This window comes from Thermogemmatispora aurantia, from assembly GCF_008974285.1.
Lineage (GTDB): Bacteria > Chloroflexota > Ktedonobacteria > Ktedonobacterales > Ktedonobacteraceae > Thermogemmatispora > Thermogemmatispora aurantia.
Window position 1 is genome coordinate 89,477 of the sequence record NZ_BKZV01000008.1, and the last position, 19,440, is coordinate 108,916.

The following is a 19,440-nucleotide window of genomic DNA, read 5'->3' on the forward strand; positions in this document are numbered from 1 at the left end:
GCATTAATGATCTGCAATCTATCCTTCCTGCAGCAGGAAGCGCTGAAACCACTCCAACGTACGGCGCAATCGATCACAGCGCTGAGCTGGTGTGCCAACCGTTGGCCAATCCATCGTATGGCTGGTTCCCGGATAGCGCACCAGCTCGACAATCTGGCGACGTTTGCGCAGGGCGCTGAACAGCTGCAGCGATTCGCTGAAGGGACAGCGCAGGTCATCGCCGGCGTGCAGGAGCAGCAGAGGCGTCGTGATGCGGTCTATGAAAGCCAATGGTGAGCGTTCAAGGAGGCGCTCTTCTCCAGCGCCGCCCATAGCCAGGTCAAACCAGAGGGCTTGATCCGAAAGCAAACGGCAGAGAGGTAAGTAGGTCACCGGGTTGCGGCTGACCGCGGCCTTAAAGCGTGTCGTCTGAGTAATAGCCCAGGCAGTCATATAGCCACCGTAGCTCAGGCCAGTGATACCCAGGCGCTTCTCATCGATAGGAGCGGTGCTGATCACATAATCCAGACCAGCCAGCAAATCGCCCAGATCCTCACCTCCCCAATCGTTGAGGATGCGACGGCGAAAAGCCTCGCCATACCCGTCGCTGCCACGTGGATTGGCGGCCAAAACGGCAAAGCCCTGGCCAGCCAGTACCTGGAACTCGTGGACGTAGGCGTCGCCCCAGGCGCAGCTTGGGCCACCGTGGACGGCCAGAATCAGCGGGGCCTGCTGACCAGCGGCCAGCGGCGGCAGATAGAGCCAGCCCTCGATCGTCAGTCCATCAGCAGCCTGCCAGGTCAGGCGTCGCGGGCGAATCAGCTGATGGCTGCGCAGAAAGCGCTCATTGACGCCTGTCAGACGCTGCAGCTGCGTACCATCGCCTCGTAAGGACCAGATATCGCCTGGTGTGAACCAGTCAGCCCGCACGACAGCGATCAGCGACCCATCATCTGCCAGATGAGGGCTCAGGTAGCGCCCGGGACCACTGGTCAAAGGCGTTAGCTGCTGCGTCTCGTGATCGGCACGGTAAAGGTGAGCCTGGCCACGCTCGTGGATTGTCACCAGGAGCTGTCGGCTGTCGGGATACCACTGCGGGCGGGTGAGCCACTCGTTGGTGGGACGGAGTTCATCAGTAATGGTGACCTGGCACGTGTAGTCGACCTGCTCCGGAAAGACGGGGCGCGGTGCCTCGCTACCGTCGGCAGCTACGATCCAGGGGGTGATATTGCAGGTCTCGGTCTGATCGGGGGCGTAATAGTAGGCGAGATAGCGACCGTCGGGCGACCAGGAAGGCATCTGAGCCAGCCCTTCCTCGGGAGTCAGACGCCGGAGCTGTCCTGTGGCCAGCGTCAGGACCCAGAGGGCCATGCTGGTACTGAGGTCGGGCTGTGGGCGGCGATTGGCACAGAAAGCGACTTCGCTACCATCGGGTGACCAACATGACTGCACCAGGTGCACCGGCTCAGCGGTCAGGCGTACCACTTCTCCCTCCAGGGGAACAAGCCAGAGCTGCACCCGGCGCCCATGCCAGTGCCCTATCCCGTCCCACTGCTCGTCGAGCCGTGTGTAGACGAGTGCCGGCTCCTCCTCCTCTGGGCCGGTCCGCTGATCATCAGCTGGTTTCCAGGGACTATGTACAAGCAGGGCCTGACCATCGGGGCGCCAGCTATACTCGCTGACTCCGTTGGGCAGATGGGTCAACTGGCGTGCCTCCCCTCCATGAAGCGAGAGTAGAAAGAGCTGGGGCTGGCCGCCGTGGCGAGTGCTCAAGAAGGCCAGGTAGTCACCTTGTGGCGACCAGCGAGGTGCAAAATCCTGGTAGTCGCCGACGGTTAGCTGGCGCGCACCACCGGCGGCCTCTTTACGGCTCGGAACCAGCCAGATGGCGCTTTTACTACTCTGAGTACTACGATCGTTCCGCTGGAGGGTGAAAGCAATCAGGGAGCGATCGGGAGAGAGCTGGGGGTCCGAAGCAATCTGCAGATCTAGCAGCTCCTCTACCGTCACAGAGGTCAGCCTCATAGGCGCTGGAACGGCAGCTGGAACCCCAGTTCCAGCTGCCGTAGCGGCCTCAACGGACACAGCACTCTGGCCCTGGATGGTTGCTGTGTCTGAGACCTCCGGTTGCATGACCGTGCTCCTGGCTTGCTCCTGGTCTGGCTCTGCCTGATCGGGAGCTTCGGAGGACGCGGTGACCTGTGCTGGCACCAGGCGCGGCTCTGTTTTGTTTTCATCTTGCTCTTCTAACATTGCTCGCTCCAGTACGTGTTCAAGAGAAACATCATCTTCATACTACTGAACAGTAGAAAAAAGGCGGCTAGCAGCGTGAAAATAGTCCTGCCTGCCATCGAGCAGATGATGGCCATTTAGCCCTCGATAAGCGCAGGAGAAGGGGGCATTTACCTGAAGAGAGGGGTGGCGTATCAAATACTGGCATGCAGAAAAGGAAAAGTAGTGATTACCTGATCCGAAGGCAGTAGGAGAACAAGGCGCTCTTGGTCGTCGACAATGATCGAGACTTACTATTGGCAGACTGTCAAGCCGTGTCATAGGAAAGTGATACCACATTGAGGACTACCACGCAAGCGCCGATTGCGACGCTCAGAAAGGTACAGGCGCTGCCGGTAAGATCAGCGGCTTGCAAGCGAAGTCGCCGCTGAGGATAGAAACTCGACGAGAATAGTGGTCGAGGAGGTAGGCGAGCAAGCCAGATACGGAAGATCCCCTAACCAGGGGAGCCGCTGAAGGCGCACACCCCCAGCTACTACCCGCATCGAAGCGAGGGGTGGTAGAGGAAGCGAGCGACCCGCTGCTAAAAGGAAGACCCTCTCTCCTGGCAGTTACTCGGTCAGCAGCACTACGAGGCCCACGATGGCGGCCGTGACAATAATCCAGAGCATCTGGAACCAATAGAAGAAAGGCACCCCGAACAGCGTTGGCTCTACCTGGTTATAGAGAACCGGGCAGACGGTCGTGAGGAAAGGAATAAGCAAAAGCGCAAAGGGCCAGAGGCGCCCTCGCCTTGGAAGCGATTCTTCGGGTAGCATCGTCGTCTCACTCTCTCCTGATCATAATCGTCTTGCCTTGTGGGAACAGGGACTGCTCTTTTCCCGAGGCTAGACTACTCAGGTTTAGTATAGGCTCACGAGAGAGGCTCGCGTGACTTTATCTTGTCAGAATTAGGAAAAAAAGGCTATGGTCCCGCGCTGTACTTTGATGTAGTGCTATACTGACACTTATCGAAGAGCATACAACATGATAAAAACGAACCAGGTAGAGAGAGGATGGAACAGACTGAATTACCTGGATGCAAGGTACACAAGATACAGTTAAGGAAATGAAGCACTACAGTTGAGTGGCTCTTCACGCAGGAAAACAATAGGAGCGGGTCAGGCTCATTTGGCATGCACAGCGCTGTGATGTGGTGTTTTCCTGAAAGAGTCGTGCCATAGGAGAAGAGACATATGATTCAATGGGGAATGCTGGCGGTCTTCGTAGGCGTTTTCATCGTAATGACCATCATGGGCCTATTGGCCTCGCGTTGGCGGCCTGGCGATCTGAACAGGCTCCAGGAGTGGGCACTGGCAGGCAGGCGCTTTGGGCCGGTGGTGTCCTGGTTCCTCATTGGGGGCGATCTCTACACTGCCTACACGTTCATGGCGGTGCCGGCCCTGGTTTATGCCGAAGGCGCGCAGGGCTTTTTTGCCTCGCCTTATCTGACCCTGGCCTTTGTCTTTGCGCTGATCATGATACCCCGCTTCTGGGTTATTGCGCGCCATCGTGGCTACGTTACCCAGGCCGACTTTGTACGTGAGCGTTTCGGTAGCAGTGCGCTGGCGCTGGTCGTGGCGGTCACCGGCATCATGGCCACCATGCCCTATATCGCCATTCAGATCTACGGTATCCAGGTCTGCATTGCTCAGATGGGGATCAATGTCGAGCTGGCCCTCTTCATCGCCTTCCTTATTCTGGCTCTCTACACCTATGTCAGCGGTTTGCGGGGGCCGGCCCTCATCGCTATCTTTAAAGATCTCTCTATCTGGCTGGTGGCCATAGTCAGCTTTGTAATCATCTCTCTCCGCCTGGGTGGCTTGTCACACATCTTCGCGTCTGTCCCTGCCGATAAACTGACCCTTTCTCCTACACAGTACAGCACCTTTTCGACGCTCGTTCTTGGCTCGGCGATGGCGCTCTTTCTCTATCCACACGCCTTTACTGCAATGTTAAGTGCCAATAGCCGCCGTACGTTGAAGCGGACCCTGCCGTTTCTGCTGGCCTACACCTTTCTGCAGTCGCTCATTGGCTTATTTGGCTTTATGGCCATTGCTGCCGGTATCAAGCCATCCCCTCTCTACAAGACCAATAGTGCCCTGCCAGCGCTTTTCGCCAGCATGTTGCCGCCGTGGCTGGCCGGTTTCGCCTTTGCAGCCATCTCCATTGGGGCCTTGGTTCCCGCTGGAGTCATGTCGATTGCAGCAGCCAATCTCTTTACCCGCAACATTTATCGCGAATATTTCCATCCTAACTGTACAGAGCGTGAGGAATCGGCAGTAGCCAAGACAGCCTCCCTGGTCATTAAGTTTGGAGCTTTGCTGTTTATCCTCTTCTTCCCGACAGATTTCGCCATCAATCTGCAGCTTTTCGCCAACGCCTGGATCATTCAGATCCTGCCTGCGGTGCTCCTGGGCCTCTATACACGCTGGTTCCATCATCTGGCTCTCATCTGTGGTTGGGCTGGGGGGATGATCCTTAGCACCTGGATGGTCCTCACGCAAAACTTTAGCACAGTCTATCCGCTGACGCTGGGCGGCCTCTCGTTCCATGTCTACGCTGCCTTCGCCGGGCTTGTGCTGAATCTGGTCCTGTGTTGTGCTCTGACGCCCCTCTTTGACCTGCTCGGTTTGCCGCGTGGGCAGGATAACACTAGTCCGGCTGATTATGCGATCCGCCCAGTGACCGGTTTCTCAGAGGAACGGCTCCTGCAGCAGGCGCGCCAGCTCCGTCAAACTGCTCCTGTCGGGGCGTTCCCTCTAGAGGACGAGCGTATGGCCAACCGCTAGCGCCCGTTTTACTAGCTGGCTCGGAGACGAGCGAGGAAGCAACTCAAGGAAGGCAGACGCCAGGTCAGAAAAGGAGCATCTTGCGTCGGCAGAACGTCGGCAGAAGGGAGCCGCTTGGACACAGGCATCGCTTTCCTTTTCTTCTCTTCCGGATGGTCTGGTTCTGCTACGAGGGCGCTATCCAGGCTCGTACGTCCTTTGGCAAGGATGTCTTGATCTGGGGTGTGACGGTTATGGCTGGTTTCTCTGGGGAGCAGGCTTATGTCAGAGCAGGAAGGCGTGACGGATCACCTGGTCACGATTATTCAGCTGATCCAGCTCGCGCGTGGCAGCGGCACACTCACGGCCTGGCGAGGAACTGGCGACCTCTTCGAGGAAGGAGTGATCACCTTTGTGAAAGGTCAGGTCACCCAGGCCAGTGCTGGTCGCCGCAAAGATCATGCCGCGCTCAATTGGCTGAGTACCTGGGGGAGGTGTCGCTATAGTTTTACTCCCGTGGTACTTGATGAGGCAACAAAGCAGTTACTGGCCTGGCTGGCTGCTGGTATTACACAGCCGCCGCGTCCAGCGACGCCAGCGGCCTCGTCAGGGCCGCCATCTGTCGCGGCTCGTGACTCCCAGCCGGGGGTGGCTGCGAGCGGGCCGGGGCTGCGGGGTGCTCGTTCTTCTGATGCTTCCTACCACGCGGTGCCTTATCCTGTACTGCCCTTCCAGCAAGCTCTGCTTCTGATCGAGCAGTATCATCTCTCGCGCGCTCATCGCCAGCTCTTTTTGCTGATTGATGGCCGGCGCCGGGTGCTCGATCTGGCTCAGCTGATGGGCAAGGAGCCGCAGGTGGTGAGCCAGCTACTGAGCGATCTGGAACAACGTGGCATCATTCAGAGGAAAGGATTGTAGGTTGTATGCTTGAGGTTGAGCCGCAGTTAGGGGGACTCGGACGAGAAGAGGCCCTGGTGGAGATCGTCCAGGCCTACCGGCAGGAGCGCGTTCCTATGCTTGATGGGGCCGATCTGAGTCGGCTTGATTTGCAGAAGGTAGATCTCAGTGGCGGCAATCTGCGCGGGGCCAATCTCTCGGAGGCCAATTTAAGCGGGGCCTATCTCTGCGGGGCCTATCTACGTAAAGCTGATCTCAGTCATGCCAATCTCAGTCGAGCCAACCTGAGTAAGGCCTTTCTGATCGGGGTCAATCTGATTGGGGCCAATCTCCTGGGGGCCTCGCTGCGTGAGGCTGACCTGCGCTCGACGGATCTGGGAGGAGTGGATCTACGGGGGGCCGATCTCCACGGGGCGATGCTGGTTGAGGCTGGCCTCATTGGGGTCGATCTGCGGCGCTGTGATTTAAGCCAGGCTCGCCTGAGTCTGGCCAATCTGAGCCGTGCCAATCTCTCTGGGGCCGATCTGAGTGGGGCCGATCTGAGCGGCGCAATTCTGGACGAGGCCGATCTGAGTCGTGCTGATCTGAGTGGGGCCAATCTGGTTGGCGCTCATCTGCGCGAGGCTAACCTGAGTGGAGCTAATCTCAGTGGGGCGCGTCTCAATCTGGCCGTCCTGAGCAAGGCCAACCTGAACGGGGTCTATGCCTGTGGGGCCTCGCTCTATGGCGCCAATCTGGTTGATGCGGCCCTCCATGAGGCCAATCTCCGAGGGGCAAGCCTGAATCGCGCTTATCTGTTCCAGGCGGTGCTCAGGAGGGCCGATCTGAGCAAGGTCGACTGCGCCAGGGCCAATCTCTCGCGTGCTGATCTAAGTGGCTGTGATCTCAGCCGGGCCTCATTGGTAGAGGCACTGCTCAAAGGCGCCGACCTCTCCGAGGCCTATCTGTACGCTACCGATTGTCGCGGCGCCAATTTGCAGCAGGCGCGTCTGACTGCGGCGGTGCTGACCAATAGTCTCTTTGTGCGAGCCGATTTGCAACAGATCCAGGCGGAGCCCGAGCAGTTCAATGGCCTTGATCGCAGCGCGCTGGAGGAGATTGTGATCGATCCCTATACCGGCTGGCGTCTGGGGATCGGCTCCAACGTGGTGCGTCGACCTCTATGAATGGAGACCTTGAGGGATCTGTCGCGAACGCAATCGGAAGGATATGCTCCGCGGCTGCTGGGGAGGGAGCAGACTGCAGGCGGGTCCTGCTGGTAGCTGGTGAGCAGCCTTGTAAGCCTGCTTTCCTGCTGCCACAGGGCCCGTCTGTCCGTTATTCCTCCCGCCCTTGACGCAGCAGCTTGTTTATGAGGAGCCAGCTCCCATACGCACAATCAGGGCCTGCCGCATTTCGGGGGTCTGAACGTAGGCAGAGCCGACGCTCAGTTGCTCGATCCGCTCCGCGACCTGGTTGGCCTGGCCAGCGCGGATGAAGCCCGCGGCTTTGCGCGATTCGGGATGGTTCAGGCGAAAGATGATGCGTGTGCCGGCGTTGTTGAGAATCTCGGGATGAAAATCGCCCAGGCTCTGGCTGGCGACGATCACTGAGATGCCGAACTTGCGTCCCTCTTTCATGAGCTTGGGCAGGGTCTTGTCCTTGGCCAGGCGATGGGCCTCGTCCAGGACGATGGCCAGCCGCAACCGCTCGGCAGGACCCCAGTGGAACATGTCTTTGTAGATCTTATGCAGGAGGAAGGCGCCAGCGCTGAGCTGCAGCAGCTCCGCGTAGAGCTGATGCAGGTCGATGACCAGTCCATGCCCGATCAGCGAGGAGAGATTGACAGGGGACTCTGCGGGTTGGAAGAGGTCCATTTCCAGCAATGGCCGGCAGCGTGCGGTCACGTGACCCACCCGGCGCTGCTGCTCCAGTCGCTCAATACGATGGAAGACCTCGTAGAGGGAAGGATAAGTCAACGCGCTGCGTTCTTGGGCACTCAGTTCATCCTCAAAGCCGTGGACCCGGTAGGCGTCACGGATAGCCGTGTAGATGACATCGCGTTGCATCTCTCCAAGCCCGGCGACCTGAGCGAAGATCTCGGAAATTGCCAGGGCGTTGGATCGCCAGGCTGGACCGGAGACGCTGCATTCAAAGGGGCTGAAAGGCAGGCCCTTCGTTGCATCGAGAACCTGCGGGTGAACGCTTTGGAAGTAGCGCCCCTGGGGATCGGCAAACTGGCCGTGGAAGTCCAGCACCAGGGCCGGGACGCCTTGCTGGCTTAGGGCACTCAGTAGATGCTCAATTGTCCACGATTTCCCCTGTCCGGGGATACCCAGGATGAAGAGATGCGGGCTACCCTGGATGCCCGGCTTCCAGTAAACTGGGCCACTGGCGGCCTGCCCCAGCTGAATGCGTGTGGACATAGAGACAGGCCCGGCTGCCATCTGGCTCTCTTTCTGGCCGGTGCGAATGAGCAGCGTGTTCTCTGCTTCTGTCCTGCTGAGTTTCTCTAACTGCCGCTCAAGTCTGGGTAGAAGACCAGGCTCAGCGGCTGGCCGGCCCGCTGGTTCTGCAGTAAATGCATCTCCTTTTCCTAAAGGAGTGGCTGCTGACAGCTGCTCTTCAGACTCGACGAAAGGCGTCTGTGGTTCCCATTCTGCCCACTCCTCGGAGACCAGGGCCTCTTCCTCGAGATTGAGGGCTGGCTCCTGTAAAAGTTCGGGCAGATTCTGGAAGTCGCTGGCAGTCAGCAGACGGATGCGGGCGTCTCCAATGATCAGCGGCTGCTTCCGAGGCTCGCTCTCAAGGCTGACGATATAGCCCTCATAGCTGGGACGGAAGGCCAGCTCTTCTTTTTCGAAGCGGGCCAGATTTTCCAAGAAAGTGCCTTCGGCTTCGGGATTGAAAAGCTGGTAGCGACGGGCGCGCTCGAAGTAGAAGCGCAGGACATTGGCCAGATAGGCGCGTTGCAGGGCGCCATCGAGCTGCTGACGATCGAAGAAGCGCTGACGCATCGTCTCAGCGGTCGTTTCCATCTGCAAGGCCATATCGGCGGCCAGGCGCTCAAGTGGGGCGGTGCCGCGACGCCACTTGACCTCGATAAAGGTCGTCTCGACAATGTTCCGCTTCAGGGTGATGAGTGCCAGGTCGCAGCGGCGCTCGCTCTGGACGGGTTGCCCTGTGCTGTTCGGTGAGAAGATACGCGGGTAGAGGTCAACGGGTAGCAGGACGGCCTGCTTGAGGCGGCCCTGGCGTTGGAGCCAGGCTGTGACCACGCCTAGCCCCACGGCGGCGGCGGTGCTGGTTGGGGACTCCAGTGCTTCCAATGCCAGACGTCCCGAGATGATTTTCAAGTAGTGCAGCAGGTGGCTGACACTCTCCTCGATTTGCGAGAAGCCCAACTCGTCCATAGCCTGGGCGAGCATCGAGCTGATTTCCTGGTGCCAGGAGGTGGTCACCATCATGCGATGGCCCAGCCCTTCGGTGAACTCAGGCGAATAGTCCAGTACATACTTACGGGCTATGTCCTCCAGTCCGGGCAAGTGGGGCGAGTCGTAGTAGTCCAGCGTAAAGAAGCGGTCCAGAGTAATGACCCAGTTCGTCCTTTGATGGAGCTTCTCCAGCAGGGCGCGGCGCTCGTCCGTGAGCGCGACCTCCAGAGTGGGCTGAGTTTCCGCTCTACCGCTGAGTAAGTAGCCACCGGCTTTCAGAAGCGCTGTGTGCAGATTGACCAGTGTCTCGCTATAGCGTGGTCCCTCGGGGTGAGGAAGGGGCTTACCGCCGAAGGTGTTGATCTGGTAGCGCCAGAGCAAGGTACCGTTCTCCTGGCTGAACTGGGAGATAAAGCGTGCGAGCAGACCATAGAGGGAGAAGCTGCTAACTGTGCTGCTCGGCGAGGACGCGCCCGGCGTCGACGTCGCAACGACGCGAGGACGCATCAGGTCGCTGACGATGGCCAGGTGAGCCTCGGGTGGCTCTTGCTTTCCTTCCTGCAACAGGCGCAGCGGGCGGGCGGTGGTTGAGAGGGCCGGCAGGAAATGGTCCGTCTGGTAGCCTGCGTTTCGGAAGAGCCAGTTGCCATGCTGTTGCAGCGTTTGGGCCAGAGTCTGCAAGGTGCCGCTCTGCCAGCTTTCGCTGTATGAAGTGATCTGGAGCAGGGGCAGGGTGCCGACTGGTAGCTCTGTCTCCTCCGCTTCATTTTGCGAGGGGGCCAGACCCTTCAGGGCCTCGCCCAGCAGCGCGCCACGATCCGGGTTCACCAGCGTCAAGACCAGCGGATTGGCGTAGGGATGGAGGGCCTGAAAGAGCTTGAGATGCTCGCCAAGCCGCTCAGGACGGATATCGCCCGGGACGGCCTGGTCCGGGCTGGCCTTGAGCACAGTAGCGACGTCGGTATAGCGCCGATGCGGATCAGGGGCATCGGCGGGAAGCGCCACTCCGTGGAAGAAAAGCAGATTCTGGAAGAAAATGAAGACCGTCGGTGTGGCGGCGTGGTAGGCAAAGGGAGGGACGTTGGCCGGGACAAGCAGGCGCAGTGCTTCCAGATCGACTTTCTGTTTGCGTTGACTCTCCTGTTGTTCCAGCAGCTCCTCCTCCCAGGAGGAAAGCAGCCGGGTGTAGCCGGCAAACCAGGCGGCACGCAGCGGGTGGGTTGGCAGGATGACCAGGGCCTCTTCGGCCTGCCGCTGATGTAGAAAGCGGATGAGCAGGCTGTCAATCGAGAGAGCCTGTTTGATTTCGCTCTCATCAGCTGCGCGTGCTCGCAGGTCCTGGAGCAGGTCATGGTAGGCCTGGGCGTAGCGGACAGCGGCGTCGGCCAGCTCAGGGCTGTTGCTCCAATCGGCCACCTCGATGAGGTCGCGTCCCTCAGACTGGCGCAGGCGTCGGAAGAACAGCTCGCGCTGGCGCCAGAAATGTTGCCAGCTCTCGCTTTCGCCAGCGGCGAGCTGAAACGCTTGAATAGCTTCCCCATCGACGGGCTGCAGATCATCAACTTCCAGAAGAAAACAGCCACCCTGAGCCGGTTCCTTCAGAACGCGCTGCTCCAGCTGCTGCAGCGTCTCGCTCAGTGTCAGCGTCAGTCGGTGCTTGCCATTAAGCAGCAGGCTGAAATAGGCGCGCTCCTTCTGCCATTGGGGCAGGCTTTCCTCCAGGATTGTCTCGCGGACCTCGCTACCGACTTTGAGCCGTCCCCAGGAAAGGGTAGGGACAGTCTGGCGCTTTTCGCGGGGAGTCTGCTCGGGAGGAAGGTGAGCTGGATCAAGGGTCAAGTAGAACGCGAGACTATCTTCGTAATAGAGCTGCTTCTCCCCATCGTTGTCCTTCACCATCTCATTGCCGTCAGGCCCCAAGGGGGCGATGCGCACGCAGACCAGATAATCGGGCAGCTCCTCGCTATCGAGTCCCAGCTTCTCTAGCTTGATCGTGACCTTGCGTCGCCCAGGGGTGAAGTCCTGCTCCCACAGGCTTTCGCGGAAACCTGGCTCGCTGTCCTGGGGCACGATGGCCACGCGCCAGCCGCCGAGGTTGCGCGGCTTATCTGGCTTGCACTTCCAGCGTACCACCACATCACCGTTGCTTCCGTAGTAAGCGTACAGGGCACCACCAACGCCGTCTGGCTGAGCCAGGTGACAGAAGTGTTCAACTGCTCCTTTGGCATTGACGAAAGATTCGACCTCAAATTTATGCAGGTCGCTCTTTTCATGCTGGACGAATTCCCAACGATCGAGCGTCAGCTCTTTCTCTACCAGAGCGCGTGACCAGTTATGCACATCGCTGAGGGCTTTGCCCTGGAGGAAGCGCAGCAGCTCTGTGGCCGTTGTGCTCTCAACCTTCAGCTCTTGCACGCGCTCGACCAGGGTGGCATCGAACTTCTTGGGACGAGCTAACAGCGTCGTCAGGCGCCGATTGACTTCCAGAAAATTGACGAAATCGGGGCGTGCATCGCTGATGAGGCCGACGCGCCAGAGCTCCAGACCAATCGTCTCCTCTGTGCCATCCTGTACATGGGCGTAGACGGCGATAACGAAGTCCAGGCGTCGCTCATAGCTTAAGCCAGGCCAGCGGCGCAGGTGGCTAAAAACTGCTTGAACCTGGGCGGCGGCCTCGGGAGAGTGCTCCTGGAGTCGGCGCCGTAGCTGCTGGAGGGCGGCCTCATAGAGCGCCCGTCCATCGATGGGAGCGAAGGCATTGGCCAGCGAGCTGGCAGTAGCGTCTACACTGCCAGCAGGAATGAAGAGGCAGAAGCGTCCAATCTTGCGGTTGCGTAGCTCAATCGCGCGGTCAGGTGTGATAAAGAGCAAGTCGTCGGGTCCAGGCTGGCGTTCAGTAGCCAGGATATGGAACATGGTTCCCTGCTTTGCCTGCTCACTTGTGCGTAGCCGTTGGCAGAGGGGCAGCGCATCGTCCAGTTCCAGGAAGTCAATACGAGCACAATGGCCGGCGCTTGTCCCCCTGATTTCTTTTAGCAGCGCCTCGGCCAGTAGCTCGATCTTCAGCTCGCTCTGTGGAGAAGAGATTACCATAGGTAGACCCTTTCCAGGCTCAATGCTTCTTAGTAGTAGCTGGTTAGCGCGGATGTGGCCGCATACGGTGGGTGCAGACGCTGGACCGTGAAGTCGTCGGAGAGGTCGCGGAAGATACCCATCTGGCGCAGGCGGCGCAGCATCGCCCGTAGATTCTCCTGGGCCGCGGCAGTATACTCGGCGCCCACAAAAGGAGCGGGCGGACGGTCAACCAGCAGCCCAAAGCGCTCGTCGAGGAAGCGCAGGAAGTCCTGCAGGCGGATGGGCATGGGACCATGATTGCTCTGGTCTCCATTCAGGCCGTTCTCGCTGTCATTCAGACGGGCAGCGGCAAGCTGCACCAGAACCGCCAACAGATCGTTGGTCGGAGCATATTGCCAGGATGGGCGATATTTGTGCTGCCCTCGAAGCAGCCCCTCAGTGCGCGTCAATCCTCCAGTGCTCCAGTACCACTTAACAAACTGTTGAGTGGCATCGCGCTGGCCTTCTTTCAGCAGGATGACCAGACCATCTAAATCGCTCTCAGCACTGGCGAGCAGCTCATCCAGGTATTTTATCGCTAGCTTGCTTTCTGGATCTTCTGGATCTTTATTCTCTTCAAAGATCTTGTCAGTATCATCACGGGCCTGGGCCTGAATATCGGCGCAGATACTGGACTGGTCGCGTAGCATCAGTAAACGCTGCAGGTAAAGAGGGCCTGTGGTTGCGCCTCCAAGGAGGCCATCTATGAGAGCTCGACGGCGACTGTTGCGCCTGAGCTGCTCCACATAGCTTTGCAGCTGGCGCAGCAGCAGATTCGCCGAGAGAAAGCTCTGGTAGGCTTCGATATCGCGGCGTACACAGGCATGGGCCATCTCCTGGCTGGGGCCAGGCTGGCCGGTGAAGTCCACATAGAGGGTTGGGGGTGATGGGGCCGGAGGCTCGCCCATCGCGGGAGGCAAGCTCTCTGGCTGCGCGACCAATGCATTCACCGCGTAGACAACCTTCAGAGTGTAGATAAACAGCTCGAAATTGATCAAGGTCAAGAGATGATGAATAAAAGCCGGCATGGGCATCGCCCTGTGGTAAGCCGACATATATTGCACAAGGTCAGCCGCTAGCTCGTAGGTCAGTCCGGGACAGGCTCCGGGGTGGGCATCTTTTTCACGACTCAAGCCTGGCCGGGCACTCTCAAAGCCATCGAGAAAGGCCAGCGAGAGGCGCGTCAACGTATCTACCTCAGTAGTGCCATCGTATTCCCCACCCAGGTCGCCCGCCTTGCCGAGTTTAACGCCGCGACCGAAAATCTCTTTGAGAAACTGGCGCAGGGCCTGATCGCCTTTCAGGTACCTGTGCATCGCCTGGTAGAGAAAAAGGTCCGCGCTCCGCAGGCGACTGGCTTCCTTGGGGAAGCCAGGCTTGTAAGAAAGTATGCTGTAAGTCACAATAGAGGTAATCTGCTCAGCTTCACGCTTTCGACCGGTATGCCCGGTTGTGATCAGGGCAGTGCGTACCAGACGTTCCAGCAAACGTCGTTCGCGAGGAGTGGTGAAACCCTCAAGCGCCGGATGCTGGCTAAGCTTATTAATATAGACATCGATGGTCCGAGGGTCATTTGGTATACGAGCGCGTCCCCGACCCTCGGCCAGAATAGTAAAGAAGAGGATAGGCAGCAACAGCTCGATATCGAAATCATTCAACTCAATGGGCAGTACCAGAGAAAAGCGGACTCCGCGCAATTCCTTCGGCAACTTGACCTTCACGATGGCCCTCCTTCCAGCGGATCAAGCAATGGCTGTTCTGATCACCTTACCGTCGCGCTGCGTCAAGTGGTGCAGGTGCTGACCTTTCTCGATCAACACAAGATCCTTTGTTTCCATCAGCAGCACCGCATGCTTGAAATGGCGTAGATCCTCCAGCAGCGGCTGCAGCTCTAGAGCCTCTGGCTGCAAACCATCCGCCAGGCGCAGCAGCAGCTCAAACAGATCGAGAGAGATCTCCAGGCGAGGCGTTCCCGAGCAATGGCGCAGTACCAGGAACTCGGGTAAGGTCTCAACGACCTCATTATCGCTAGTGCCGACTGGTTCCAGAATGAACTGCTCCAGCGGGAGCTGCTTCATAATAATCAGCTGCTGCTCCTCCGAAGCGCGCACCACCACACTCAAATGGCCATCTGGCAAATCGGCGTTGATCCCATCCGACCGCAAAATGCCAAGAGCCAGCTTGCGGCGCGTCTCCTCCAACTCTTCCTGTTCACCTTTCAGCAACTGCAGGTAGAGCAGAGCATAGCGGTAAGGCAGAAGATCGGGCCAGCGCACGGAAGGCAGTTCTGGACGCAGATCCTCATCATCCAGACGCGGACCATAGAAATAGAGGCGGCGCTTCCAGGCAGCCAGCCAATCGCGCTCTTCGCGGAAACGCTGGCGCGGCAAATCTTTTCCGTCAGCCATCAACTCAACGCGCAGCAGGGCATCTGATGACCCTTGATGGAAATGCAGGAAGCGATCCAGATGAGGCTGAGGAAAGCGTGCAGGATCAAACGCCCGCAGATCGCGCAGCAGCTCATCGTCAACCTCGACGGGAGCAAAAGCGCTCTGCCAGCACGCGCGCTCTAGCAAAGCCGCTCCCCCATCTTCGCCCTGGCGAGCAGCATGCACCTCGCTGCAGCTCAGATTGCCTGTGATCAGAAAGGCCAGAGCCGAACGCAGGTCACGCATCGTCATATGACGCTGGTGGCGCAGATGATGCAGCAACAAGAGGAATTCCAACCGCTGCTTGGTGCGGTTCTGACGCAGCATCTGTGCATTCTGATAAATCGGACAGATGGCCTCGGCAGTGCAAGACTGGCAGATCGTCCAGTGCTCCTTTGCCACCAGGCTATCCAGCACGCGGCGGAAGAGCGAGCGCTCCCGCGCCTGCTCGCCGGGCAAGGCCACAAAAGCGCGTCGCTTCAAATCGACCAGCCAGACCTCTTGCTCTCGCAGCGACTCACTGCGGCGGGCGCGACTCAGCTGCCTCTTCAACCAGCTAAAGCGCTCACCGTAGCGCTCAAAATAATCGGCCAGACGACCATCATTGATAGCCACCAGCACTGTCAGCGCTGCCGCTGGACGCTCGGAGCCTTCCAACTCCTGGAGCCGGCGCGTAAGCTGCTCATCGGCGCTCAACCCGCCGTGGGCCTCAGAAGCATCGTAGCAACTACGGAAGACATGATCCTGATAGACCAGCTCCCAGCCGCTTTGATCGGAGCGCTCTGCTACGGGATTGGCGCCTAGCTCAACCAGCTTCTGGCGCACCTGCTCCAAGAAAGCCGTCTTGCCGTCGCCAGGATTGCCCGAGAGGAAAAGCGCGAGCGGGCGCCGGGCCAGCACAAGCGGCAGCAGCTTCCGATCGAGGTCCGTCTCTACGTAGGTCTGACGCACAAAGTCGCTGTCCAGGCCGCGATTGTCGGCGTTTCCGCTGGCACTCTTGCGATAGAGACCGCGCACCTGCTCCACCCAGGGATTGACTCGCGCCTCCCGTTCCTGACCAGTTTCAAGGACCGGCATTGTCTCCTCTGCCGCTACCACTGCTGCCAGCTCGGCCTGTTCCAACTCTGCCAGAAACTGACGAGCGCTGACAGGTCGCTGTTGGGGCTCGGGATCAAGCGCGCGCAAGAGCACGGCAGCCAGGCGCTGCACATGCTCATCAGCACCTGGCAAGTCCTCTACAGGACGCAGAATACGTTGCCCCTCCGTGCTGTAGGTAAAAGGCAACTGGCCTGTCAACATCTTAAAAAGCACGACAGCAGCCGCATAGCGATCGCAATCGGCGGGCGGACTGGCAGCAGTCAGCGCCTCGGGCGGCAGATAGAGCGGCGTACCAGCCAGGCTACGCTCTTCGCCTCGCCGGATGGCAAAGCCGAAATCGATCAGGACTGGATGGTTATCGACCTCGTGCAGAATAATATTGGCAGGTTTGATGTCGCGGTGAAGAATGCCATATTCCTCTAGCGTCGCCAGGGCCTTCAGCAGGTCCTGGGCGAAGGGCCACCAGCGCTCTAGAGGCCAGGGAAATTCTCCTTCGAGCTGCTGCAGCGTCGGGCCAGGGATATACTCCATCGCAATATGAGGATCTTCCCCTGGCTCCTGGATGGCCGGAAAATACTTGCTCTTTATATTTTTTAAAGCCTTGTATTCTTGAATTGCATGATCATGGGCCTCAGTTGGCTGCAGGAACTGTTTCAGCACCAATTGTCCCCGCCCTGGCTGGTCTTTCTCGCTCACCAGATACGTACGGGCCATTGCTCCCTGGCCGAGCAAGCGGTGGACGATAAACTTGCCGTTCACCAGGGTCTGAGGAAGCTCACTGACCTGGGGCTGTTGGGCCTGGCGTAGGATCTCTTCCAGGCGCTGAGCCAGCTCCTCAGCGCTGGGGGGCTGCTCCTCCCGCGAAGGCAGCAGGACTGAGCGGAAAAGCTCTGACAAGGCTGCCGATGGCTCAGGAGGAAGGAAAGACCGCCAGCGGGGGGCATCGGGCAGACGTGGTGGCTCATTGACTGTCGGGCGCAGCAGGGAAATAGGAGTACCGGAGAGGCGCTCAAGCATCACCAGTGCCAGGCTAAAGGTATCCGTCTGCCGTGTCGCGAACTCGTAGCCGATAAGCACATCCTCGGCAGCGTAGGGGTCGTCGACTGCGGTCTTATCGAGCTTCGCCGCAATGGACATACCGCTGACGCGCGCTGCATAAAAGTCGGTGAAGAGCACACGGGGCGGCTGACCCTTTGGAAACTGCACCATGAGCGCAGCGGGAGTTAACGCGCGATGAAGGACGCCCTGATCATGGATCTGGGCCAACCCTTTAAAGGCTATTGCCGCCATTTGCAGGTCTTTCAGAAACTCCTCGCGCGTCTCCGGCAGCGGCAGAGCGCTCAACGCACGGCCCTCGCCCTCGGGTGGAACAATAGCTACCACCATAAACCTATCTGACCAAGGGAAAGGGGTCTCGGCTCGCGGCACCAGGCCCGTTGGCTGTAATTGCTCCAGCGCCTTATACGTGCGCGTATAGAATTCCTGCGCCTCCTGACGTTCTAGTGGATCGAGATCAAGCTCATAGAGCATAACAATGCGAGGTCGATTGGTCCCAGAAACCTTCTCGAGCGCGCGGCAGCGGTAGAGCTTCGGACGTACCTGTTCTGCCTCCTCAATCTGAAGCACGTCACCGATCTGACGTGGAAGCTTGGGGCGCGCGGGCAGGCCCGTCAGCGTAGTTCTCAGCAGCGAATGCAACTGACCGACCAAAGGATTGCCCTGGTGTTCATCTAACTCCTGCAGGCGCTCGCACACCTCGTCCAGCCTAAAAAGGGCCGTCGAAGCTCGCACATCGTGAATCATCGGCTGAGCAGTTGGCGAAGAGAGGAGGACAACGCCGTGCACAAAGTGCTCGTTCCCCCTCAGAGAAGGGATTTTTTCTCGCAGGGAGCCGGCCACCACCTTAGCCACGTAATCGACCTTTGCCAGCGGACTCCGCTCTGATGTCCCATCGGCCCGAGTCCAGAACTCCTCGTTGCCCCGCCAGGGACCCTGCCAGGACTTCTCATCGATCACAAAGATCCAGCGCTGGCCTATTGCTAGAAAATCAATCTCGAAGGATTTCCCATTCTTCGCTGGAAAGACCTTATTACAGATCACCAGCCACGAGGCGGGCAACCCCTGGCGCAAGGCCGCAGCTGCCCGCTGCTCTCCCTCGCTTGCGAAGTCGCTCGTACTGATCAACTCAGCCACAGGTGCGCCTCCTTACTCCTTGGTCAAAGAGAGACCGGGACAGTAACGACGCATAGCATCTCTTGCCAAATAGCCCTCATTGCAGTGTGATATTGCCATCATATGGCTGCAAAAGAGATGTCGGATTATAGCATGTTTTTCTCCTGGCGAGCAAGCATCCATTTTCTACACCATCAGCGCAGGTCCGCCTCAAAGAGCCGAGGCCCTTGCTAGCTGGTGCGCAACGGCAGTGAAAAGGAGGAGGCTAGGAGCGGGGAGCGATACCGCAGAAGCCGCTTGCGCCCCAACCGACAGCCAGGCCGCGACTAGGCCCATGCAGACGCAGGTAGGCGTAAAGAGCATGTGCGGGTCGCGTGTTCTGCCAAGCCGGTTCCAGGTGTGCAAAAGGAGTGCGTGCCGTGCGCTCACCGCCTGCGCCGTCGCCCTCAACTGTGTCCACCACCAAACGACGTGCACCGCTCTCAAGGAGCTGACCTCCAAAGGTCTCGACATCAGTAAAACGCAGACAAGGGCTAATTGTAATCTGTGTCTTTACTCCCAGGCGACTGGCCTGGCGTATCAGCTGCCAGCGGCGTTCCAGCGCAGGCCCACCGCCCAACTGGCGCAGATAGGCCATATCATCCGTCTCGATCGTCACCGAAAGCCAGGCATAGGGAATCTGGTGCAGTAGATCGAGGTCGCGCTCGGCCAGTGGTGAGCGCGTCTGCACCACTAACAAATCAAGGTCAGGGTAAGAAGCAAAGACCTCCAGACAGCGGCGTGTTACCTGATAGCGCCGCTCAAGCGGCTGGTATGGATCGGTGGTGGTACTCATAAAAATGCGCAGACCACGCCGTCGCTCGGGGGACATACGACCCAGTGTCTGCTCCAATAGCAGCGGGGCATTGATTTTCACCTGCACAGCCAGACCCCAGGGAACACCCAGGCCAGCAGTCTTCCAGTTTGGCAAGAAGCGCGCATAACAATACTGGCCACACGCTGTCTGGCCATAGGCGCAGCCTGTATAAGCGGACAAGGCATGCGTAAACGGATAGGGAGGTGCAGCCAAAAAACCCCCATGCTGCGGTGTAAGGATGCCGCTGGCCTCCACACTAGAGACATGCATAGTTTCCCCCTGATTGTAAGCACAAACTCGCCCATTCATTCAGGATAGCACATCCTCGGATAAAAACTTCTGTTGCCGGCAAAAAAAAGCGGCAAATCCCCCTTGACAGCAACCCAGGCCATCCACTATACTGCTAATGCACACGTGTGCAAAACCAAAGCCAGAGCGGC

Annotated in this window: 9 protein-coding genes; 3 read left to right on the forward strand and 6 right to left on the reverse strand. The window is 58.8% G+C overall.

What is annotated here, in order from left to right; genetic code table 11:
• Positions 1–18 precede the first annotated feature (18 nt).
• Together KTAU_RS19605 and KTAU_RS19610 are read right to left on the reverse strand one after the other, a co-directional pair.
• Complete coding sequence (locus KTAU_RS19605; protein WP_151729960.1) at positions 19–2,232, reverse strand: S9 family peptidase; 2,214 nt, start codon at positions 2,230–2,232, stop codon at positions 19–21.
• Positions 2,233–2,822: 590 nt separating this feature from the next.
• Complete coding sequence (locus tag KTAU_RS19610; RefSeq protein ID WP_151729961.1) at positions 2,823–3,029, reverse strand: DUF3311 domain-containing protein; 207 nt, start codon at positions 3,027–3,029, stop codon at positions 2,823–2,825.
• Positions 3,030–3,449: 420 nt separating this feature from the next.
• Between KTAU_RS19610 and KTAU_RS19615 the strand changes: the two genes are divergently transcribed.
• The 3 genes from KTAU_RS19615 to KTAU_RS19625 all read left to right on the forward strand — a co-directional run bounded on the left by KTAU_RS19615 (position 3,450) and on the right by KTAU_RS19625 (position 7,084).
• Positions 3,450–5,042 carry a sodium:solute symporter family protein gene (locus KTAU_RS19615; protein WP_371875123.1) on the forward strand — a complete coding sequence of 531 codons (1,593 nt, stop codon included), beginning with the start codon at positions 3,450–3,452 and terminating at the stop codon, positions 5,040–5,042.
• A 261-nt stretch (positions 5,043–5,303) separates the two neighbouring features.
• A complete protein-coding gene (locus KTAU_RS19620; protein WP_151729962.1) occupies positions 5,304–5,939 on the forward strand; it encodes a DUF4388 domain-containing protein in 636 nt (211 codons plus the stop codon).
• A gap of 5 nt (positions 5,940–5,944) precedes the next feature.
• The gene (locus KTAU_RS19625; RefSeq protein WP_151729963.1) at positions 5,945–7,084 is read left to right on the forward strand and encodes a pentapeptide repeat-containing protein; all 1,140 of its coding nucleotides are present in this window, start codon (positions 5,945–5,947) and stop codon (positions 7,082–7,084) included.
• A 183-nt stretch (positions 7,085–7,267) separates the two neighbouring features.
• Here KTAU_RS19625 and KTAU_RS19630 read toward each other — a convergent pair whose 3' ends face one another.
• The 4 genes from KTAU_RS19630 to KTAU_RS19645 form a co-directional block, all read right to left on the reverse strand.
• A complete protein-coding gene (locus KTAU_RS19630; protein WP_151729964.1) occupies positions 7,268–12,424 on the reverse strand; it encodes an ATP-binding protein in 5,157 nt (1,718 codons plus the stop codon).
• 29 nt (positions 12,425–12,453) lie between these two features.
• Entirely contained in the window at positions 12,454–14,166 is a 1,713-nt protein-coding gene (gene mads7 / locus KTAU_RS19635; protein WP_151729965.1) for a methylation-associated defense system protein MAD7, read from the reverse strand.
• 21 nt (positions 14,167–14,187) lie between these two features.
• Positions 14,188–18,165, reverse strand: coding sequence for a serine/threonine protein kinase (locus KTAU_RS19640; RefSeq protein WP_151729966.1), 3,978 nt, complete (start codon positions 18,163–18,165; stop codon positions 14,188–14,190).
• 244 nt (positions 18,166–18,409) lie between these two features.
• Positions 18,410–19,309 carry an SPL family radical SAM protein gene (locus tag KTAU_RS19645; protein WP_151729967.1) on the reverse strand — a complete coding sequence of 300 codons (900 nt, stop codon included), beginning with the start codon at positions 19,307–19,309 and terminating at the stop codon, positions 18,410–18,412.
• Positions 19,310–19,440 lie beyond the last annotated feature (131 nt).

Excerpts from the sequence above, each read along its gene's own strand:
- KTAU_RS19605 (WP_151729960.1), bottom strand. The coding sequence starts at position 2,232 with ATGTTAGAAGAGCAAGATGAAAACAAAACAGAGCCGCGCCTGGTGCCA.
- KTAU_RS19610 (WP_151729961.1), bottom strand. The coding sequence starts at position 3,029 with ATGCTACCCGAAGAATCGCTTCCAAGGCGAGGGCGCCTCTGGCCCTTT.
- KTAU_RS19620 (WP_151729962.1), top strand. The coding sequence starts at position 5,304 with ATGTCAGAGCAGGAAGGCGTGACGGATCACCTGGTCACGATTATTCAG.
- KTAU_RS19625 (WP_151729963.1), top strand. The coding sequence starts at position 5,945 with ATGCTTGAGGTTGAGCCGCAGTTAGGGGGACTCGGACGAGAAGAGGCC.
- KTAU_RS19630 (WP_151729964.1), bottom strand. The coding sequence starts at position 12,424 with ATGGTAATCTCTTCTCCACAGAGCGAGCTGAAGATCGAGCTACTGGCC.
- KTAU_RS19645 (WP_151729967.1), bottom strand. The coding sequence starts at position 19,309 with ATGAATGGGCGAGTTTGTGCTTACAATCAGGGGGAAACTATGCATGTC.